Raw genomic sequence first — 17,686 nt, forward strand, 5'->3', positions numbered from 1 at the left:
GCAAAACCGTGAACACCTTCGACACCCTCCTGATCGCCAACCGCGGTGAGATCGCCTGCCGCATCATTGAATCCGCCCGCAAGCTGGGGCTCCGGACCGTCGCCGTCTTCTCGGAGGCGGACCGCGGCGCCAAGCACGTCCGGCTCGCCGACGAAGCCGTGCTCCTGGGCCCCGCCCCTGCCAAGGACTCCTACCTCCGCGTGGACGCAATCCTTGCCGCCGCCAAGGAAACCGGCGCGGGCGCCATCCACCCCGGCTACGGTTTCCTCTCCGAGGACGCAGCCTTCGCCGAGGCCGTGGAGGCAGCCGGCCTGGTGTTCGTGGGCCCCACTGCCGAGCAGTTGCGCATCTTCGGCACCAAGCACACAGCGCGCGACGCCGCCCGGGCGGCCGGGGTGCCGATGATCGCCGGTTCCGGGCTGCTTGAGGACGTGGACGCCGCCGTCGCGGCCTCCGCCACGATCGGCTTCCCGCTGATGCTCAAGGCCACCGGCGGGGGCGGCGGCATCGGCATGACGGTCTGCCGTTCCGTGGCTGAACTCGTGGAAAGCTTCCCCCGCGTGGCCCGCCTGGCCAGTGCCAGCTTCGGCACCGCAGGGGTTTTCGCCGAGCGTTACGTGGAGAACGCCCGGCACGTCGAGGTACAAATCTTCGGCGACGGTGAAGGCCGGGTGGTCAGCCTGGGCGACCGTGACTGCTCCCTGCAGCGCCGCCACCAGAAAGTCCTCGAGGAGGCACCCGCCCCGGACCTGCCGGACGAGCTCCGCGAGGAACTGCACCGCAGCTCCCGCGCCCTCTGCGCCTCCCTTAACTACCGCTCCGCCGGCACCGTCGAGTTCGTCTACGATTCCGCCCGCCAGGAAGCCTCCTTCCTGGAAGTCAACGCCCGGCTCCAGGTGGAACACCCGGTCACCGAGGCCGTGACCGGCGTGGACCTGGTGGAATGGATGCTCCGCCTTGCCCAGGGCGGCAGCGAAGCCGGGGCAGTCCTGGCCGGCGTTCCGGACGCATTGCCGGTGGCCGGGCACGCCGTGGAAGCCCGCGTTTACGCCGAGGACCCGGCCAGGGGTTTCCAGCCCAGCGCCGGAACCGTCACCAACGCCGCCTACTCCACGGCAGCAGAAGCCCGCGTGGACGCCTGGGTGGAAACCGGCACCGAGGTGTCCACCAACTACGATCCCCTCCTGGGTAAGGTCATCACCTCCGGGGCAACCCGCGGCGAAGCATTTGACCGGCTGGCCGCTGCACTCGCAGGGACACGGATCGACGGCATCGAAACCAACCTCGGGATGCTCCGCGCCGTCACCGGCCTGGATGCGGTCCGCAGCGTTGGCCACTCCACCAGCACCCTGGACAGCGTGGGGGACCCGGAGCCGCGTATCACCGTAGGCCGCCCCGGCCTCCAGAGCACCGTTCAGGACTGGCCGGGCCGGACCGGGCTGTGGCAGATCGGTGTCCCGCCGAGCGGCCCCATGGACGACCTGTCGTTCCGGCTGGGCAACACCGCCCTCGGCAACCCGGAAGGCGCTCCCGGCCTGGAGTTCACCATGACCGGCCCCAGCCTCGTCTTCACGCACGCCACCACCGTCTGCGTCACCGGCGCGGAAGTTACCGTCACCGTGGACGGCACGGAGGTGCCGGCCTGGACTCCCGTCACGGTCCCGGCCGGTGCAACACTCGACGCCGGCACGGCCGCCGGCAAGGGGCTGCGCGGCTACATCCTTTTCCAGGGAGGCCTGGACGTACCCGAGTACCTGGGCAGCGCTTCCACCTTCACGCTGGGGCAGTTCGGCGGACACGCCGGCCGTGTCCTCCGCGCCGGGGACGTGCTCCGCGCGGTGAAGTCCGACGTCGAAGAACCGGCAACGGCCGCAGTGCCACTGGACAGCCGTCCCGCCCTGACCTCCACGTGGGAACTCTCGGTTACCGAAGGGCCACACGGCGCCCCCGAGTTTTTCCAGCGCGAAGACATCGAAGAGCTCTACGCCGCCCAGTACGAGGTCCACTTCAACTCCGCCCGGACCGGTGTCCGGCTCGTCGGGCCAAAACCGCGCTGGGCACGCACCGACGGCGGCGAAGCGGGCCTGCATCCGTCCAACATCCACGACACCGCCTACTCCGTCGGCGCGCTCGACTTCACGGGCGACACACCCATCCTGCTCGGTCCGGACGGGCCCAGCCTTGGCGGCTTCGTCTGCCCCGTTACCGTGGTGACCGCCGACCGCTGGAAGCTCGGCCAGCTCCGGCCCGGGGACAAGGTCCGGTTCGTTCCCGTCCAGGCCAGCCAGGCGCCGTCGGCCGCGGACCTGGGACCCGGCCGTCAGCTCGTGCTGCCGGGTGACGCCGGCTGGTCAGGTGATCTTCCGGCACTCCCCGGGGCGCACCTGCCTCTCCAGGCGGGCAGCCGCGTGTTCCGCGGAGACGGCGACGACGGCGTGCTGGGCCGGATGCCGGAAAGCTCCGGCCGGCCCGCTGTCACCTACCGCCGGTCCGGCGACGACAACCTGCTGGTCGAGTACGGCGAGATGGTGCTGGACCTTGGCCTCCGCGCGCGGGTGCATGCCCTGCACCAGCACCTCGAGCAGCTTCGGATTCCGGGCATCGTAGACCTCACCCCGGGCATCCGGTCACTCCAGATCAAGGTTGACCCGTCAGTGCTGCCCACCGGCCGCCTGCTGGGCATGGTCCAGGAGATCGACTCGGCCTTGCCCGCCAGCTCCGAGCTGGTGGTTCCCAGCCGCACAGTCCGGCTTCCCCTGTCCTGGGACGACCCCGCCACCCGCGAGGCCATCGAACGCTACATGGCCGGCGTCCGCGACGACGCCCCGTGGTGCCCCTGGAACATCGAGTTCATCCGCCGGATCAACGGGCTGGACTCCGTCAACGAGGTTTTCGACACCGTCTTCAACGCCGAGTACCTGGTCCTGGGCCTCGGTGACGTGTACCTCGGCGCGCCCGTGGCCACACCACTGGACCCGCGCCACCGCCTGGTTACCACCAAGTACAACCCGGCCCGCACCTGGACTCCGGAGAACGCGGTAGGCATCGGCGGCGCGTACATGTGCATTTACGGCATGGAAGGCCCTGGCGGCTACCAGTTCGTGGGCCGCACCACCCAGGTGTGGTCCAGGTACGCCGATTCCGCTCCGTTCGAACCAGGGTCGCCGTGGCTGCTGCGCTTCTTCGACCGGATTTCCTGGTACCCGGTCAGCCCGGAAGAGCTCCTGGACCTGCGCGCCGACATGGCCGCCGGCCGCGGCCGGGGCGTCGAGATCGAGGACGGGACCTTCTCGCTCGCCGAGCACGAGAAGTTCCTGGCGGAGAACACCGCGTCCATCGAGGCGTTCCGGGAAAAGCAGGGAGCCGCCTTCGCCGTCGAGCGGCAAGCATGGGCCGACGCCGGCGAGTTCGACCGCGCGGACGCGCTCGCCGCCGTCGTCACTCCCGTGGTGGACGACGTGGAGGTCCCGGAGGACGGATCGCTCGTCTCGGCGCCCTTCGCCGCGAGCGTCTGGAAGGTGGACGTGGCGGCCGGGGACCGGGTGGTGAAAGGCCAGCCGCTGGTATCGCTGGAGGCAATGAAGATGGAAACGGTCCTGGAGGCTCCCTGCGACGGTGTGGTGCTCCGCGTCCTGCCGGCGGCCGGGGGCCAGGTAGTGGCCGGCGAGGCAGTGGTGGTGCTTGGCACATCCGAACCTGCAGGGCTGGAAGAGCTGGAACTGGAAGAGGCAGCAGTATGAGCACGGCAAGCACCGCCAAGGCAACCGGGCGCGTAAAGGCAGCGCTCGCGGCACTGGAAGCGGCGGACCGGCCCGAAATCTGGATCACCCTCCGCAGTTCAGAGGATCTCCTGGCCGAAGCCGCAACCATCGATGCAGCCGTCGCCGGTGGGGCGGACCTGCCGCTGGCCGGGCTCCTGCTCGCCGTCAAGAACAACGTCGACGTCGCAGGCATCCCCACCACGGCGGCCTGCCCCGGGTTCGCGTACACACCGGAAAAGGACGCCGAAGCCGTGGCCCGCCTCCGCGCCGCCGGAGCCCTGGTCCTGGGCGCCACCAACCTGGACCAGTTCGCCACCGGCTTGGTGGGAACCCGCAGCCCCCACGGTGCCGTCCGGGACTCCCGGCGGCCGGAGTTCATTTCCGGCGGTTCCAGTTCCGGTTCCGCGGTGGCAGTGGCGCTGGGCCTGGCAGACATCGCCATCGGAACGGATACTGCAGGATCGGGCCGGGTACCGGCAGGACTGCAGGGCGTCGTGGGCATCAAGCCAACTCTGAACGTCGTTTCAACGGCTGGTGTGGTTCCCGCCTGCAGATCCTGGGACGCCGTCACCATCTTCGCCCGGCACCTGTCCACCGCCGAGCTCGCCATGGGCGTCATGGCCGGCAAATCCCGGAGCTGGCCGGCCGACACCCGGCTGGCAGCCCCGGAGAAGCCCCGGATTGCCTACCCCGCACAACTGCCCGCCCTGCCGGGGGCGTGGGCAGCCGAGTTCCAGCGGCACATTGACCGGCTTAAGGCGTCCGGAGCAGACGCCGAGCCGATCGACTTCAGCGCCTTCCTCGACGCAGCCCGGTTGCTCTACGACGGCGGGCTGGTGGCCGAGAGGTTCGCTGCGGTGGGCGAATTCCTGGAAACGTTCCACGGCGGCACCGCTGGGGACGCAGGCATCGATCCCACAGTTCAGGGCATCGTCCGGGCGGCCGGCAGGGTGCCCGCGCACAAGTATGTGGCCGACACCGCAAAGCTCCAGGCGTTGAAGCAGCAGGCGATGGCGGGGTTGGAAGGCTTCGACGCGCTACTCATCCCTACGGCTCCGTTCCATCCAACCCTGGCGGAAGTGGCCGCGGACCCGGTGGGCGTGAACTCCCTCATGGGCACGTATACGAACTTCTGCAACCTCTTCGATCTCTGCGCCGTCGCTGTGCCCGCGGGCGAAGTGGACGGGGCGCAGTTCGGGCTGACGGTGGTGGGCCGGACTTTCGACGACGCTATTGCCGCAGACATAGCCCGGCGCCTCGAGGTGACCCCGGCTCCGCCGGCGCTGTTCGCCGAGGGCGCCGCAGCCAAGACAGAAATGCAGGCTGGCCAGCCGTCGTCGTCCGTTCCCTGGCCTGTGGCCGCGGGCGCTTCCGCCGTACCGTTGGTGGTGGTCGGCGCCCACCGCAAGGGCCAGCCGCTGGCATCCCAGCTGGAGGATCTCGGCGCCGCCTGGGACGGTCCCGTCCGGACCGCTGCCCGGTACCGCATGGTCGCCTTGACCACCGTGCCGCCGAAGCCAGGTGTGTACCGGTCCGACGACGGCGCGGAGCTGGTGGGGGAACGGTGGCTGCTGTCGCCGGCGGGAATGGGCAAGTTCCTCTCCGCACTGCCGGAACCGATGCTGCTTGGCTCCCTGCAGCTCGCGGACGGTAGCTCCGCCGTCGGCTTCGCCTGTGATGCCGTGGCGGCCGCTGAAGGCAAGGACATTACCGCCTGGGGTGATTGGCTCTCCGACAGGTCTGTCCCGCCCAAGGGGCGCAGTATCTGGCAGGATCTTGGCGATGCCGCGTTGTCGGGGTTCAGCAGGGGAGAGCGCGCCTGACTCGGGTCCTGCGGAAACATCCGGCCTGCCTCAGGCCGTGAAGTACTCCGAGATGTCCGCCACCAGTTCCTTGACGGCGGCCGGGATTGAGCCGTGGAAGCATTTGGGCGAAACCTCGAAGGTGCTGCCGGGGACCGCTGCGTGCAGGCGCTGCGCCGTCACCTTGTAATAGCCCGGGCTCTTCCCTCCGGCCATGAAGTGCGTCCCGGCGGGCAGGACGCTGAAGTCCCTGGCATGGTCCTTTTCGTTGTACGCGGCCCGCAGTTCGCCCACGCCGCTGGGCATGACCTGGCGGAAGACTCTGTTGACCTTGGTCCGCGACAGAACAGCCATCAGCCCGGCCAGCACCGGCTCCGGGATCCTCGCCATAGCCGATCCCGGGCTGGTGGCCTTCTTCATGTGGGCCAGGGCGTGCCCCACCTTGCCGTCATTGACGGCCTTCTCGAACCCGTCCAGCCACTTGATGTCGATGCTGCCGTCGATGTTCACCGCGGCGTCGTAGACGGCCAGCTTGTCGGGGACGTATCCGGTTCCGGTGAATTCCTGGACAGCGTTAAGTGCCACCGAACCGCCCAGGCTGTGGCCCAGGATGTTGCGTGCCCCGGTGGCATCCATCACGGTGCGGACATCCTCGATCTCCGTGGCCATCGAATAGCCGGGTGGCTGCGGTGATGAACTGCCGCGGCCCCTGCGGTCGTAGACGTCAACTGCCCAGCCCTCACCCAGGCCCTTGGCCAGCGCGATCGAGAACGGACGGTAGATCAGGGCGGTAAGGAAGGCCCCGCCGATCAGCACCACCCTCTTCTCCCCGGGCGCGTCCTCGGTGCCGTAGCTGTATAAGGCCAAGTGGCCGCCGTCGTGCGTGGGAAGGACCTGTTCTTTCACCAGCCCATCGTAGGGCGCGTGCCTGCGGGGCAGCTGAAAGCCCGGTTTCGCAATGCCCGGTAAACTTGATGATTGTGACTTCCCAAAACACCCCCGCTCCCAAGAACGCCCCCGAGCCGCTCGACGCCAGCGAGCAGATGCGCATCCGCATGGAAAAGCGCGCCAAACTCCTCGAGCGCGGCGCTGAAGCATACCCCGTGGGTGTGGAGCGCACGCACTCCCTGGCGGAGATCCGCGAGAAGTACGCGCACCTGGAAGCCGACGAAACCACCGGGGACGTCGTGGGCGTCACCGGGCGCGTGGTGTTCGTCCGCAACACCGGCAAGCTCTGCTTCGCCACCCTCCAGGAAGGCGGCACTGACGGCAAGGGAACCCGTCTGCAGGCCATGCTGAGCCTCGCCAACGTGGGTGAGGAGGCGCTGGCCGACTGGAAGGCCCTCGTTGACCTCGGCGACCACGTGTTCATCAAGGGTGAGGTCATCTCCTCCCGGCGCGGCGAGCTCTCCGTCATGGCCGAATCGTGGGGCATGGCCTCCAAGGCCCTCCGCCCGCTGCCCGTGCTGCACGCGGAGCTGAACGAGGAAACCCGCGTCCGCCAGCGCTACGTGGACCTGATGGTCCGCGACGAAGCCCGCGAAATGGTGTACACGCGTGCCGCGATCACCCGTTCCATCCGCGAAACGCTGTTCCGCCACCAGTACGTCGAGGTGGAGACGCCCATCCTCCAGCTGGTCCACGGCGGCGCGCTGGCGCGGCCTTTCGAGACGCATATGAACGCCTTCGACCAGAAGATGACCCTGCGGATCGCCACCGAGCTCTACCTCAAGCGCGCCGTGGTGGGCGGCATCGACCGTGTCTACGACATGGGCCGCGTCTTCCGCAACGAGGGCGTTGACTCCACGCACAGCCCCGAGTTCACCACCCTCGAGTGCTACGAGGCCTGGGCTGACCAGTTCGTCATGGCGGAGCGCATCAAGGAGATCATCCTCGACGCAGCCGACGCCGTGGGTGCCGGCCGCACCGTCCAGACCGAGGCGGGGGAGATCAACCTCGACGGCGACTGGGCCTGGCTGGCCGTCTACCCGGGGTTGTCCGACGCCGTTGGCCAGGAAATCACGCCGGACACTTCGCTTGAGGTGCTTCGCGATATTGCCGCCAAGCATGAGGTGAAGGTGGACCCCAAGTGGGACGCTGAGAAGACGGTGGTGGAACTGTTCGGCGAGATCGTCGAGCCCACGCTGCTGAACCCCACCTTCGTCTACGACTACCCGCCCTCCGCCCAGCCGCTGGCCCGCCCGCACCGCGAGGACGGACGCCTCATCGAAGCCTGGGACCTCATCATCGGCGGCATGGAACGCGGTACCGCGTTCTCGGAGCTGATCGACCCCGTGATCCAGCGCGAGCGGCTCACCGAGCAGTCCCGCCACGCCGCTGCCGGTGACGACGAAGCCATGCAGCTGGACGAGGATTTCCTCCGCGCGCTCGAATACGGTGCCCCGCCCATGGGCGGCATCGGCCTGGGCATCGACCGCCTGGTGATGCTGTTCACCGGCGCCGGAATCCGGGAAACCATTCTTTTCCCCCTCCTCAAGCCTGAAGGACACTGATCATGGAGTACGTTGCAGTCCTGCTTCCGTCCCTTGTTGTAGGCCTGTTGTTCTGGTTTGCCATGAAGGCTGTATTTAATGCCGATAAATCAGAGCGCCAGGCTGAAGCCCGGGCGCAGGCCGAAGCCGATGCGCAAGCGGGCCTCGGTGACCGCCCGGATACCGGCCGAAAATAGATAAAACCCTCAATCTGCCCCCTGTTATCCTCAGTAGCCATTTTTCGCTTTGACGCGTCGGCATAAAAAGAGCGATAATTTTCATTGGGAAACATCCTGCTTTTCTGAACACCGAAACTTTCCAGCAAAAGGAAGACTCTAAATGGCACAGAAAGTAAACATCATCCTCGTTGATGATCTGGATGGGGGATCCGCAGACGAGAATGTTAAGTTTGGCCTCGACGGGGTCAACTACGAGATTGATCTTTCGGCGGCCAACGCCACCGAACTCCGGTCTTCGCTTGAGCGCTATGTGGGCGCTGCACGCAAGTCCTCCGGCGGCCGCACGGCTGCCAAGGCCAAGGCTCCTTCAGGGAGTGGCCGCAGCCACGACTCGGCACAAATCCGCCAGTGGGCCCGGGATAACGGCTACACCGTTAACAGCCGCGGCCGAATTCAGGCGGAAATCCAGGAAGCCTACCAAAAGGCCAATTCCTAGCTGCCGCAGGACCCTGGTTTAAGCCCTGTTCCCCGTTGCCGGGGAGCAGGGCTTTGTTTATTGGCGACGACGCCCCGGCTGGGATGGTCCACCTGTCATTCAGGGCGGCCGCCCTTCCCTTTTAGCCTCATCTGGTTTGCACCATCAAAGGCGTTGGCCATCCGCAGCACCGCGGTCGCGGAATAGTGTCCGGAAGCCCTGCTGCCAGGAATGGATTTTCGCGGCGCCAGGCAAACACCGAAACCCGGGCCAAACATGGAACTGGGCCTACGCCGGGACTTATCCCGTTTATAGTCAGCCGGCACTGATGATCGTTCAATAATCCAGTGAGTGGACGTGGCCGTTATCCGGGCCGCAGCCGAACACGTAATGCAAAGCCCGGAACGTCCGCGGAACGGCCACCCGTCAATGCTGCGCATCCAACCTTGGGTCAACCCCTGAAAAGGGTGTGGGTTTCCCCTGTGGCGAACACGCTCCACAAGATTGGGTCGGCCACGTAGCATCAAAGTACGTCGTAGCTAGGAGTGTGGCGAAATGTTTGAGCGATTTACGGACCGTGCCCGTCGCGTAGTTGTGCTTGCCCAAGAAGAGGCACGCATGCTGAACCACAATTACATCGGTACCGAACACATCCTTCTGGGTCTAATCCATGAAGGTGAAGGCGTTGCCGCCAAAGCTCTTGAGTCTTTGAGCATTTCGCTCGACGGCGTTCGCGAGCAGGTGCAGGAGATCATCGGCCAGGGCCAGCAGGCTCCGTCCGGTCACATCCCCTTCACCCCCCGCGCCAAGAAGGTACTGGAGCTCTCGCTGCGCGAGGCCCTCCAGTTGGGCCACAACTACATCGGCACCGAGCACATCCTGCTCGGCCTGATCCGCGAGGGTGAGGGCGTAGCCGCCCAGGTCCTGGTGAAGCTGGGCGCCGATCTCAACCGTGTCCGCCAGCAGGTCATCCAGCTCCTCTCCGGCTACCAGGGCAAGGAAACCACCGGCGCAGGCGTCGGCGGCGGCCAGCCCGAAGGCGCCCCTGCAGGTTCCGTGGTCCTCGACCAGTTCGGCCGCAACCTCACCCAGGCTGCGCGCGAGAACAAGCTGGACCCCGTCATCGGGCGCGAGCAGGAGATGGAACGCGTCATGCAGGTCCTCTCCCGCCGTACCAAGAACAACCCGGTGCTCATCGGCGAACCCGGCGTCGGTAAAACGGCCGTCGTCGAGGGCCTCGCCCAGGCGATCGTCCGCGGCGACGTCCCGGAGACCATCAAGGACAAGCAGCTCTACACCCTGGACCTCGGTTCGCTGGTGGCAGGCTCCCGCTACCGCGGTGACTTCGAAGAGCGCCTGAAGAAGGTCCTCAAGGAGATCCGCACCCGTGGCGACATCATCCTGTTCATCGATGAGATCCACACCCTGGTGGGTGCCGGTGCCGCCGAAGGCGCCATCGATGCAGCCTCGATCCTGAAGCCCATGCTGGCCCGCGGCGAGCTGCAGACCATCGGTGCCACCACGCTGGATGAGTACCGCAAGCACATCGAGAAGGACGCCGCCCTGGAGCGCCGCTTCCAGCCGATCCAGGTCAAGGAACCCTCCGTGGCGCACGCCATTGAGATCCTCAAGGGCCTGCGTGACCGCTACGAGGCACACCACCGCGTCACCATCACCGACGGCGCCCTGGCCTCCGCTGCAAGCCTGGCCGAGCGCTACATCTCGGACCGCTTCCTTCCGGACAAGGCGATCGACCTGATCGACGAAGCCGGTGCCCGGCTGCGCATCCGCCGCATGACCGCTCCGCCGGAGCTCAAGGCCATGGACGAGCGCATCGCCAAGCTGAAGATGGAGAAGGAATCCGCCATCGACGCGCAGGACTTCGAAGGCGCCGCTTCGCTCCGCGACAAGGAGCAGAAGATGATTTCCGAGCGCGCAGAGAAGGAACGCCACTGGAAGTCCGGCGGCATGGACGACATCTCGGAGGTGGATGAGGATCTCATCGCCGAGGTGCTGGCGAACTCCACCGGCATCCCCGTCTTCAAACTGACCGAGGAAGAGTCCTCGCGCCTGCTCAAGATGGAAGACGAACTGCACAAGCGCGTCGTGGGCCAGGACGAGGCCATCAAGGCACTGTCCCAGGCCATCCGCCGCACCCGTGCAGGGCTCAAGGACCCCAAGCGTCCCGGTGGCTCGTTCATCTTCGCCGGCCCCACCGGCGTCGGCAAGACCGAACTGGCCAAGGCACTCGCGGAGTTCCTGTTCGGGGAAGAGGACGCCCTCATCACCCTGGACATGTCCGAATACTCAGAGAAGCACACCGTTTCACGGCTCTTTGGTGCCCCTCCGGGCTACGTGGGCTACGAAGAGGGTGGCCAGCTGACCGAGAAGGTACGGCGCCGTCCGTTCTCCGTGGTGCTGTTCGACGAAGTGGAAAAGGCCCACGCGGACCTCTTCAACTCGCTGCTGCAGATCCTGGAAGACGGCCGCCTGACCGACTCCCAGGGCCGCGTGGTGGACTTCAAGAACACCGTGATCATCATGACCACCAACCTGGGTACCCGGGACATCTCCAAGAGCGTCGCTACCGGCTTCCAGTCCGGCACCGACACGCAGACCGGCTACAACCGCATGCGTGCCCGCGTCACGGAGGAACTCAAGCAGCACTTCCGCCCCGAGTTCCTGAACCGTGTTGACGACGTCGTGGTGTTCCCGCAGCTGACGCAGGACGAGATCATCGAAATCGTGGACCTGTTCGTGACCCGCCTCGAGAAGCGGCTCAAGGACAAGGACATGGGCATCGAGCTGACCACGGCCGCCAAGGTACTCCTGGCCACCCGCGGTTACGATCCCGCCATGGGTGCCCGGCCGCTGCGCCGCACCATCCAGCGCGAGATCGAGGACCAGCTGTCCGAGAAGATCCTGTTCGGCGAGATCCACCCCGGCGACATCGTCGTAGTGGACGTCGAAGGCGAAGGCGACGACGCGAAGTTCACCTTCGCCGGCAACGCCAAGCCGCGCATCCCGGAAATCGCCCCGAGCGTCTAACCGGTCAGAAGTACGCCAGCGAAAGCCCCGCCACTCCGCAAAGGAGCGGCGGGGCTTTCGCTTTGCCCTGTGTTCCTCGGCCGGAGCGGACCCGACCATTGGAACCGAAAGCAACCGCGGGGAGGCGGCCGGGCATGCTGCCGGCGCCGTGTGGCGGCTGTGATCGGCGGCACAAACCGTGTTGAATCGGAAGCATGGCTAATCAGAATCCGGTGATCCCGGACGAGCAACCACTGACCCCCTTCCACGACCTTGACCACTTCCTGTCCATCCCGCGCGTGGGCGGCCTGGCCCTGAGCCCCGACGGAACCCGTCTGGTGACCACGGTCAGCACCCTGAACGGCAAGGGCACCGAGTTCGCCACGGCGCTGTGGGAACTGGACCCGAAAGGCCAGAAGCATGCCCGACGCATCACCCGCAGCGCAAAGGGTGAGGCGGGAGCGGCCTTCGCGGCCAACGGCGATGTCTATTTCACGTCCGCACGTCCCGACCCGGACAGCCCCGAGGAAGACCCTGTCAACGCGCTGTGGCTCCTTCCGGCCGATGGCGGTGAGGCCCGCGTGGTGCTCAGCAGGCCGGGCGGCGTCAGCCGGGTTATGACGGCCCGGAATGCGGACGCAACCTTCGTGGCCGCCGAGGTCCTGGCAGGCTCCGCCGATGAGGAAGACGACGCTGCACGCCGCAAGTCCCGCAAGGACAAGAAGGTGTCAGCCATCCTGCACAGCGAGTACCCGGTGCGCTACTGGGATGCCGATCTGGGTCCCGGCCAGCCACGGATCTTCGCCGTCGAACCGGGGGAGGACCAAGCCGGGGGCAGGCCCGGAACCGTGGACGCCACGGCCCCGCTGGCGCTCCGCAACCTCACTCCGGAGGCCGGACCGCGCCTCCGGGAGGCTGACGCGGTGGTCAGCCCCGACGGCCGGATGGTCTACACCAGTTACACCAAGCCGCTGGCCAAGGCGGACAGCCGCTCGGTGCTGGTGGCAGTGGATGTCGCCTCCGGCAGCCTGAAAGTGCTGCTCGACACCGAAGGCATGAGCTACTTCCCGGGACCGGTCAGCCCGGACGGCAAGACCCTGGTGGTGGTCAGCGAGAGCGATTCCACCCCGCAGCGGGCCCCTGAAATCAAGCTGCACCTGCTCGACGTTTCGGGCAGTGCGGAAAATGCTGCCGAAGCCTCTGCGGACGGGGCAGGCCTGCAGGCGCTCGCCCACGATTGGGACCGCTGGCCCAAGCCCGCCGCCTGGCTGCCGGACGGTTCCGCGATCCTGGCCACGGCGGACGACGACGGCGCGTCGCCGGTTTTCCGGATCAGCGTTCCGGCTGCTGCGGCTGAAGTGGGCGTGGCCCGGGTGACCCAGGACGCCGCCGCCTACTCCGACGTCGTTGTGTCTCCCGAAGGCCGGTACGCCTACGCCCTGCGGAGCTCCTACGAATTTCCCGCCGAAGCCGTGCGGATCGACTTGGCAACGGGGGAAACCACGCGGCTGCCGGCGCCGGCTGAACGGCCGTCATACGCGGGCAGGTTGGAGCGGATCGCCGCCACTGCGCCGGATGGGTCGCGGGTCCCCGCTTACCTGGCACTGCCGGAGGGTGCATCGGCCGACAACCCGGCGCCGCTGCTGCTGTGGATCCACGGAGGGCCCCTGGGCTCGTGGAACGCCTGGACGTGGCGGTGGAACCCCTGGCTCCTGACGGCCAAGGGTTACGCGGTGCTGCTGCCGGACCCGGCACTGTCCACTGGCTACGGCCAGGCATACATCCAGCGTGGCTGGGGCGCGTGGGGCAAGGCGCCTTTCACGGACCTGATGGCTGTCACGGACGCCGCAGTGGACAGGCCGGACATTGACGGGACGCGGACGGCAGCCATGGGCGGGTCGTTCGGCGGCTACATGGCCAACTGGGTCGCAGGAAACACGGACCGGTTCAAAGCGGTGGTCACCCACGCCAGCCTGTGGGCTCTGGACCAGTTCGGTCCTACCACGGATGCCTCGCAGTATTGGCTGAAGGAAATGACCGAGGAAATGGCGCTGGAAAACTCGCCGCACCTGCATGTCGAGAAGATCAGTTCGCCCATGCTGGTGATCCATGGGGACAAGGATTACCGGGTGCCCATCGGCGAGGGCCTGCGGCTCTGGTACGAGCTCCTGTCCAAGTCAAAGCTCGCGGCGGACCAGGACGGCCAGACCGTCCACCGCTTCCTGTACTTCCCGGACGAGAACCACTGGATCCTGCAGCCGCAGCATGCCAAGGTCTGGCACCGCGTAGTCCAGTGGTTCCTCGCGAGAAACGTCCTGGGCCAGGACCTGGACCTGCCGGAGGAACTCGGGCTCTAACTTCAGCATTACAGGCACAGGGCATCGCCCGAGGGGATGAAAACGATGCGAAGGGGGCTGGGGCATTTACGTAGCGTGCGTCTAAGCGAGGAACGAGCGAGCACGCGGTAAATGCCGCAGTCACCGAGCCGAAAGCCCTTCGCCTCGTAGGATTGAACCTGTGACTGACTCCTTCCACATCCGCCCTGCCCGCACCAGCGACGTTTCCGCCATCAAGAAACTGGTGGCGCCGCTGGCCGAGGAGCGCATCCTGATGGCGAAGGAGACGGTGGCGTATTACGAAAGCCTCCAGGAATTCAAGATCGCCGAGTCCGACGACGGCGAGGTCATCGGCTGCGGGGCGCTCCACGTCATGTGGGAAGACTTGGCCGAAGTCCGCACGCTCGCGGCGTCGGGGGACTGGCGCGGCAAGGGAGTGGGGCACGTCCTGGTGGAACGGCTGCTGGAGGAGGCCCGCGCGCTTGGGGTGGCCCGGGTTTTCTGCCTCACGTTCGAGGTGGACTTCTTCAAGCGCCACGGGTTCGAGGTCATGGCTGACCAGTCGGCCGTGGATCCGGTGGTCTACTCGGAGCTCCTGCGCTCCCATGACGAAGGCGTGGCGGAGTTCCTCGACCTGGCCCGGGTGAAGCCGAACACGCTGGGCAACACCCGGATGATCCGGTTCCTCTAACAGGGCCGCCGGGTTCCGCCGGTTCTCCCCGGCCCGAAAACAGGCCCACCCAAAAACATTGCATTTCATTCTGACGTGCACTTCCTTTTACTCGAATTGATGGATAAACTAGTGGCGGGCGGGTTTGGGGGCCCACGAAAAGGGACAGTCATTGGGGGCTGTCCCTTTTCTGCGTCTGCAGAGGATGGAGCCCTACCGCACCCCCTCCGGCCGGTAGTAGGGTCGGGATTGTCATCCTCCAGGAGCACAGCACAGCCAGGAGCACCGCCATGAAGAAACTCATCAACGATCCCAAGTCCGTCGTCGCGGAATCCGTGCAGGGCTTCGGCCTTGCCCACGCAGACCTCGTCACCATCACCGAAGATCCCATGTACATTACGCGCAAGGACGCGCCCGTGAACGGCAAGGTAGGCCTGGTTTCGGGCGGGGGCAGCGGGCATGAACCGCTGCACGCCGGTTACGTGGGCAAGGGAATGCTCGACGCCGCTGTGCCGGGGGCGGTGTTCACCTCCCCTACGCCGGACCAGATCCTTCCGGCCACCCTCGCCGTCAACTCAGGCGCCGGCGTGGTTCATATCGTCAAGAACTACACCGGTGACGTCCTCAACTTCGAGACCGCGGCCGAGCTGGCAGAAGCCGAAGGCGTCAGCATCCGCACTGTCCTGGTCAACGACGACGTTGCCGTGGAGGACTCCCTGTACACGGCGGGCCGGAGGGGTGTGGGCGGCACCGTGCTGGTGGAGAAGATCGCCGGTGCGGCTGCGGAGCGCGGTGACGACCTCGACGGCGTGGCCTCCATCGGTGAACGGGTCAACGCCAACGTCCGGACCATGGGCGTGGCACTGTCCGCCTGCACCGTTCCGCACGCGGGCCAGCCCAGCTTCGACCTCGCAGATGACGAAATCGAAATCGGCATCGGCATCCACGGCGAGCCGGGCAGGCACCGTATCCCGCTCGAAAACGCGGACGGCATCACGGACCGGCTGCTGGAGCCCGTCCTGGCGGACCTGAACATCGGCTCGGGGGATAAGGTGCTCTTGTTCGTCAACGGCATGGGCGGGACACCGCAAAGCGAGCTCTACATCGTGTACCGCCGCGCCGTCCAGGTCCTGAAAGACAAGGGCGCTTCCGTTGAGCGGTCCCTGGTGGGTAACTACATCACTGCACTCGAGATGCAGGGCTGCTCCATTTCCGTGCTCCGGCTTGACGACGAGCTGACCGAACTGTGGGATGCGCCCGTGCATACTGCCGCCCTCCGCTGGGGCGCCTGACCATGGTGCTGGATGCCGCATGGGCGGTGAAGTGGCTGAACCTGTGCGCCGAGGCCATGGCTGAACACCGCGTGGAGCTGATCGAACTGGACCGGGCGATCGGGGACTCTGATCACGGCGAGAACATGGACCGCGGATTCCAGGCGGTGGTGGCCAAGCTGGGCGAGGGGACGCCGGAGACGCCCGGAGCAGCCATGAAGCTCACGGCCATGACGCTGATGTCCAAGGTGGGCGGCGCCGCTGGCCCCCTTTATGGCACGGCCTTCCTCCGGGCGGCCACCTCCCTCGGCGACTCCGCCGAGGTCGATTCCGGGGCTTGGGCAGAAGCGCTCGCTGCCGCACGCGACGGCATCGTGGCCCGCGGCAAGGCCGAACCCGGGGACAAGACCATGGTTGATGCATGGACCCCGGCAGTTGACGCTGCCCGGGCCGCTGCCGATGGCGGCAGTGCCGATATCCTGGCGGTCCTGATGGCCGCCGCAGAGGCTGCCGAGGCCGGGGCGGTGGCCACCGATCCGCTCGTGGCACGTAAAGGCCGGGCGAGCTACCTCGGCGAACGCAGCGCCGGGCACCGCGACCCCGGCGCGGTATCCAGCGCGCTGATCCTGCGGGCCGCTGTTGGGGCTGCCGGATGACAGTCAGCATTGTGGTGGTGTCCCATAGCGAAAAGATTGCCGACGGCGCCGTGGAACTTGCCGCGCAAATGGCACCCAACGTGGTGATCCTGGCAGCCGGCGGCACCGGGGACGGCAGGATCGGCACCAGCCTGGAGAAGGTCATGGCTGCCCTGGACAAAGCCGCCGGCGGTGACGGCGCGGTGATCCTCGCAGATCTCGGTTCCGCGGTGATGACCGCGGAGTCCGCGCTGGAGTTCGTCGACGACCCGGAGAAGTTCCTGCTGGCCGACGCCCCGTTGGTGGAAGGACTGGTGGCGGCGTCCGTCGCTGCCCAGGGCGGCGCAGACGTGGAGGGCGTCAAGCGTGCCGCCGAGGCGGTACGCGGACCTGCCCACGGCAACGACACCGGGCGGCAGAGGGTGGAGGAAGGCTCCGTCACGGGCCGGGGCCCCGATTTCACGGGTGACTTTGAGCTGATCAACCAGGCAGGCATGCATGCCCGGCCCGCCGCGAAAATCGCCGGCGGCCTGTCCTCGTTGGCAGCGGACGTCACGGTCAACGGGGTGGACGGCGCCTCAATGACGGCGCTGATGACGCTGGCCGCCGGGAAGGGATCCGTGCTGCACGTGGAGGCCTGGGGCGCCGACGCGGAACGGGCCGTGAACTACGTTGGTGGCCTGGTCCAGGCTGGTTTCGGTGAGCCCTGAGCCCTGAGCCCTGAGCCCTGAGCCCTGAGCCCTGAGCCCTGAGCCGTCAACCGGCGTGCAGCTGGCCACAATCGGGGCAGCCCGGTGTGTCCGCAACTCCCCGCCTGATCCTGCCAATATGCTCGATGCCATGGAACAGCTCCACCCCGAAGACAACTCCCCGGCAATCGAAGTGCTGGACGGGCAGAGCACGGTGGAAGAGCTGCTGGCGGACCTCGGGTTCGAATGGCGGCCCCAGTATGTGGGCGACCTTGGCCAGCCGGCAGACGGGCAGTTCAGCCAGCCCGCACTGTTCTAGCCCGCGCTGTTTTCCGGCCTGCCCGGTCGA

General features: G+C 66.9%; 13 protein-coding genes. 12 read left to right on the plus strand and 1 reads right to left on the minus strand.

Annotated features, from left to right (window positions below):
- Positions 1 to 8 precede the first annotated feature (8 nt).
- Positions 9 to 3,740, plus strand: coding sequence for an urea carboxylase (uca, locus tag ACP3TD_RS02300; RefSeq protein ID WP_426767113.1), 3,732 nt, complete (start codon positions 9 to 11; stop codon positions 3,738 to 3,740).
- Positions 3,737 to 5,584: an allophanate hydrolase gene (gene atzF / locus ACP3TD_RS02305; protein WP_426765174.1), complete on the plus strand. Its 1,848-nt coding sequence runs from the start codon at positions 3,737 to 3,739 to the stop codon at positions 5,582 to 5,584. The genes uca and atzF overlap by 4 nt, the downstream gene beginning before the upstream one ends.
- A gap of 30 nt (positions 5,585 to 5,614) precedes the next feature.
- Here the strand turns inward: atzF and ACP3TD_RS02310 are convergent, their stop codons facing one another.
- A complete protein-coding gene (locus ACP3TD_RS02310; RefSeq protein ID WP_426765175.1) occupies positions 5,615 to 6,469 on the minus strand; it encodes an alpha/beta fold hydrolase in 855 nt (284 codons plus the stop codon).
- 68 nt (positions 6,470 to 6,537) lie between these two features.
- Here ACP3TD_RS02310 and lysS point away from each other — a divergent pair, with 68 nt between their 5' ends.
- From lysS to ACP3TD_RS02360, 10 genes are all read left to right on the plus strand, one after another.
- The gene (gene lysS, locus ACP3TD_RS02315) at positions 6,538 to 8,076 is read left to right on the plus strand and encodes a lysine--tRNA ligase (protein WP_091717441.1); all 1,539 of its coding nucleotides are present in this window, start codon (positions 6,538 to 6,540) and stop codon (positions 8,074 to 8,076) included.
- A 2-nt stretch (positions 8,077 to 8,078) separates the two neighbouring features.
- Complete coding sequence (locus ACP3TD_RS02320) at positions 8,079 to 8,252, plus strand: hypothetical protein (RefSeq protein WP_426765176.1); 174 nt, start codon at positions 8,079 to 8,081, stop codon at positions 8,250 to 8,252.
- 142 nt (positions 8,253 to 8,394) lie between these two features.
- The gene (locus tag ACP3TD_RS02325) at positions 8,395 to 8,730 is read left to right on the plus strand and encodes a histone-like nucleoid-structuring protein Lsr2 (protein ID WP_056082913.1); all 336 of its coding nucleotides are present in this window, start codon (positions 8,395 to 8,397) and stop codon (positions 8,728 to 8,730) included.
- A gap of 534 nt (positions 8,731 to 9,264) precedes the next feature.
- Positions 9,265 to 11,757, plus strand: a complete 2,493-nt coding sequence (locus tag ACP3TD_RS02330) for an ATP-dependent Clp protease ATP-binding subunit (protein WP_426765177.1) — start codon at positions 9,265 to 9,267, stop codon at positions 11,755 to 11,757.
- 194 nt (positions 11,758 to 11,951) lie between these two features.
- Positions 11,952 to 14,093: a prolyl oligopeptidase family serine peptidase gene (locus ACP3TD_RS02335; protein WP_426765178.1), complete on the plus strand. Its 2,142-nt coding sequence runs from the start codon at positions 11,952 to 11,954 to the stop codon at positions 14,091 to 14,093.
- Positions 14,094 to 14,253: 160 nt separating this feature from the next.
- A complete protein-coding gene (locus ACP3TD_RS02340; protein WP_056082905.1) occupies positions 14,254 to 14,763 on the plus strand; it encodes an amino-acid N-acetyltransferase in 510 nt (169 codons plus the stop codon).
- Positions 14,764 to 15,032: 269 nt separating this feature from the next.
- A complete protein-coding gene (dhaK, locus tag ACP3TD_RS02345) occupies positions 15,033 to 16,034 on the plus strand; it encodes a dihydroxyacetone kinase subunit DhaK (protein WP_426765180.1) in 1,002 nt (333 codons plus the stop codon).
- Between the two features lie 2 nt (positions 16,035 to 16,036).
- A complete protein-coding gene (gene dhaL / locus ACP3TD_RS02350; protein ID WP_426765181.1) occupies positions 16,037 to 16,669 on the plus strand; it encodes a dihydroxyacetone kinase subunit DhaL in 633 nt (210 codons plus the stop codon).
- A complete protein-coding gene (gene dhaM / locus ACP3TD_RS02355; RefSeq protein WP_426765182.1) occupies positions 16,666 to 17,358 on the plus strand; it encodes a dihydroxyacetone kinase phosphoryl donor subunit DhaM in 693 nt (230 codons plus the stop codon). The genes dhaL and dhaM overlap by 4 nt, the downstream gene beginning before the upstream one ends.
- A 130-nt stretch (positions 17,359 to 17,488) precedes the next feature.
- Positions 17,489 to 17,656 carry a hypothetical protein gene (locus ACP3TD_RS02360; protein WP_426765183.1) on the plus strand — a complete coding sequence of 56 codons (168 nt, stop codon included), beginning with the start codon at positions 17,489 to 17,491 and terminating at the stop codon, positions 17,654 to 17,656.
- Positions 17,657 to 17,686: the final 30 nt, after the last annotated feature.

The organism is Pseudarthrobacter sp. 1G09, assembly GCF_050038305.1.
In the GTDB taxonomy this organism is placed as follows: Bacteria; Actinomycetota; Actinomycetes; order Actinomycetales; family Micrococcaceae; genus Arthrobacter; species Arthrobacter equi.